Origin of the sequence: Micromonospora sp. NPDC049580, from assembly GCF_040675595.1 — a bacterium.
Lineage (GTDB): Bacteria > Actinomycetota > Actinomycetes > Mycobacteriales > Micromonosporaceae > Micromonospora.
The window spans coordinates 1-3160 of record NZ_JBFAPG010000616.1 but is presented as its reverse complement, the minus strand read 5'-3'; the positions used below and the strand labels follow the sequence as shown (position 1 = coordinate 3160).

General features: G+C 75.6%; 3 protein-coding genes. All 3 read right to left on the bottom strand.

From position 1 onward, the window contains the following. Positions 1 to 29: 29 nt before the first annotated feature. The gene (locus AB0J68_RS29970; RefSeq protein WP_354861458.1) at positions 30 to 275 is read right to left on the bottom strand and encodes a hypothetical protein; all 246 of its coding nucleotides are present in this window, start codon (positions 273 to 275) and stop codon (positions 30 to 32) included. Between the two features lie 77 nt (positions 276 to 352). Beyond that, entirely contained in the window at positions 353 to 1288 is a 936-nt protein-coding gene (locus tag AB0J68_RS29965) for a GNAT family N-acetyltransferase (RefSeq protein WP_363941972.1), read from the bottom strand. 49 nt (positions 1289 to 1337) lie between these two features. Next, positions 1338 to 3160 (bottom strand): S8 family serine peptidase (locus AB0J68_RS29960; RefSeq protein WP_363941969.1); only part of this gene is annotated, 1823 nt, incomplete at its 5' end.

The window sequence follows — 3160 nt, the reverse complement described above, 5'->3', positions numbered from 1 at the left end:
GCCGCTGACGCGGTCCGCCCCGTTCGTCGTCAGGTGGGCAGTGGGCGCTGGTTGCGGCGCTTCTGCGCCCGGTCGTACGGCGGGAGCAGCTGGATCGGCGCGTCCACCATCTCCTGCGGTTCCTCGGTCAGCCGCTCGCCGTCGGTGGTCATCTCGGCAAGTTGCTCGGCGTCGCCGTAGTCGAGCCGGTCGAACGGGAGTTGGCCGGGCAGTTCGCCGACCGGTTTCCAGGTGATCGGCGGGCCGTCCTCGGTCTGGTCGTCATCCGTGGTCATGGCTGCCTCCTCTACCGAAACGGTAGGGGGCGTCGATGGGTAATGCGGGCGAATGGACTCATGTCCCATTTGCCCTCTCACGTCACCGGTAGGGTCCGCCGGTACAGGAAGAAGACCCGCTCGATCCGGGCGCCCGCGCTGCCCGAGTAGAACGGCACCGGCCCCACCCAGCCAATCTGCGCCTGGTCCACCCCCGCCGCACGCTGGTCGCGCAGGCAGCGTCGCAGCAGCACCCCGCCGATGCCCGAACCCTCGGCGGCGGGCGCGGTGCCCATCGGCCCGAACCAGCTCGGCCGGGACGACCCGTAGGCGGCGAAACCCAGCACCTCGCCGGTCCGCTCCGCCAGGTGGCAGCCCGCCCCCGCGCGGCCCACCGACCCGGCCAGCTCGCCGTCCCAGGCGCCACCGAAGGTGGACCGGGCGAACGCGGCCAGCGCCGGCAGGTCCGCGGGCTCCGCCCGGCGTACCGTGATGCCCTGCCCAGCCAGCCGTTGCTCCGCGGCCTCCGTGGACCGCAGGGCCGGTGACTCGTCGTACGACAGGTCCGCCGTCATGTTCCAGGCGGTCCGGTCCTGGTGGTAGCCGAGCGCCAGGGCGGCGCACACCGCTGGCGTGTACCGCACGTCGATGCCCGGCCAGGCGTAGTACGGCGGGTTTCCGGCGAGCAGCACCTCGGTGACGCCGCGCTCGGCGAGTGCCTGTTCGGCCCGCGACAGCAGCGCGCGGCCCACCCCCCGGCGGCGCTGCCCGGGGAGCACCGCGACCAGGTCCACGTGCCCGATGCCCACCTCGGCCGGCGACACCGAGCAGAGCAGCACCCCGACCAGGTCGTTCCCCCGGTACGCGCCCAGCCCGACCACCGCGCGGCCGGCAGCGGCCCGGGTCCACAGCACGTCCACGATGGCGGCCGCCTCGGCGGCGTCCTCGGGCAGGTCGAGCGCCTGCGCGCAGAACCGCGTCACGGTGGGCGCGAGGTCGGGGCTCAGTTCGGCGACGGTGATCTCGGCGTCCATGGTCGCCGACCCTAGATCACCTGCTGGCGGTGACCGGCCCCGCCCTCGTTCACCCCCGGGCGGCGCGAACGGCTGCGTACGCGTCGACCTGGCCGGCGCCGGTGACGTTCGCCGGGCCGCCGCAGGCGTCGGTGGGGTTGTCGGAACGGTACGTCGGCTCGGCCGGCGTCGCGGTGTCCCGCAGGATCTGCCGGGTCCTGGTCAGGTCCCCGACCAGCGCCGGGTTCGCCGACCACATGAGCGCGACCACTCCCGCCACCTGCGGGGTCGCCATCGACGTGCCGTCCAGCGCCGCGTACCCGCCGCCGGGCATGGCCGACACCACGCCCACCCCGGGCGCCAGCACGTCCGGTTTGCCCGTGCCGCCCGGCACCGGCCCGCGTGAGGAGAACTCGGCCACCCGCCGGTGCGCGTCCACCGCGCCCACGGTCAGCACGTTCGCGTACGGAGCGGGCGGGTCGTCGATCGACGCGCACCACGGGCCGGTGTTGCCGGCCGCGGCGACCACGAAGATCCCGGCGGCGTCCAGCGCCGTGGTGGCCGGGAGCAGGGCCTCCCGGTCGCAGCCCTCGATCGCCGGGCAGCCCCACGAGTTGGTCAGCACCTGCGGGGCGCGCTCTGGCCGGCCGTCGGTGAACGGATCACCGCCGGCCGGGAAGGGCGCCAGCATGAACTGGAGGCAGTCCAGGTAGTGCCCCGGGCTGCCCAGATTGCGGTCCAGGTTGACGCAGCCCACCCACTGCGCGTCCGGCGCCATCCCGATGCCGTCCCGCCCGACCGCGCTGCCCACCGTGTGGGTGCCGTGCCCGCCCTGGTCGTTCGGCGTCCGGGTGCCGTCCCACGGGTCGTACCAGGAGTCGTCCCCGCCACGGAACCCGGCCCGCAGCGCCGGATGGCCGCCGTCCACACCGGAGTCGGAGCTGCCGACCACGATTCCCCTGCCGGTCACCCCCAGCTGGGACCAGACGCGGTCCGCGCCGAGCTGACGGATGTTCCACTCCGGGCCGGTCGGCGCGGGCGCGGTGCCCCGGCTCTGCCCCGCCGGGGCCGGCAGCGGCCGCAGGCGCTGGCTGACCAGCACCCGAGCCACCTCGGGTCGCCGCGCGAGCCAGGCCCGTACGGCCGGTCCGCCATCCACCTCGACCGCGTTGACCAGGTAGTACGGCACCGGGTCGAGTCGTAGCCGCCCCGCCGTGCGGCGCAGGTCGGCCTGGCTGCGGTCGGCGGTGGTCACCAGCCGCCGGTAGACCTCCGCCGCCCGGGCGTCCCGTCCGGCCTGCCCGGGGACGCCGGCCGGGATGCCGCTCAGGTCGGCCTGCTCGCGCAGCACCACCAGCAGCCGCTCCCCGTACAGGCCGGGTTGGCCGGGCCCGACGTCGACGACACCCACGGTCACCAGCAGGACCGCCGCCGCCAGCGCGGCGACCCGGCGACTCGGGGTGCGTGCCGTCGGGCGGGCCAGCAGCACCGCGTACCCGATGGCGACCAGGACCGCGACGGCGAGGCCGGCGCCGGCGGCGGCCGCCACCCAGAACGGGACGTCCCGGGTGCCGATCAGCAGCAGGGTGATCTCTTCCGGGTCGGTGAAGGCCAGCGGGCCGAGCGCGGCCAGGCCCACCAGCCAGCCGGTCGCGGCCCGGCCGGCGCGTGCGGCGTCGGCCGGGTCGGCGGTGGGCCGCCGGGTCGCGGCCGGGTCGGCGGTCGGTCTCCAGGCCGCGGCATACAGCGCCGCCAGCGCGAAGCCCGTCGGCGGCAGCGTCAGCAGGGCGGGCAACTGCGCGCCGGTGCACAAGGTGACGATCCTGTCCCGTGGCCGCTCGCTGGGCCACACCCTGGTGCTGCCGACCGAGGACAAGAACACCCAGACCCGTG

Bases quoted from the DNA above. Each gene is read 5' to 3' on its own strand.
- AB0J68_RS29965 (WP_363941972.1), bottom strand. From the start codon at position 1,288: ATGGACGCCGAGATCACCGTCGCCGAACTGAGCCCCGACCTCGCGCCC.
- AB0J68_RS29970 (WP_354861458.1), bottom strand. From the start codon at position 275: ATGACCACGGATGACGACCAGACCGAGGACGGCCCGCCGATCACCTGG.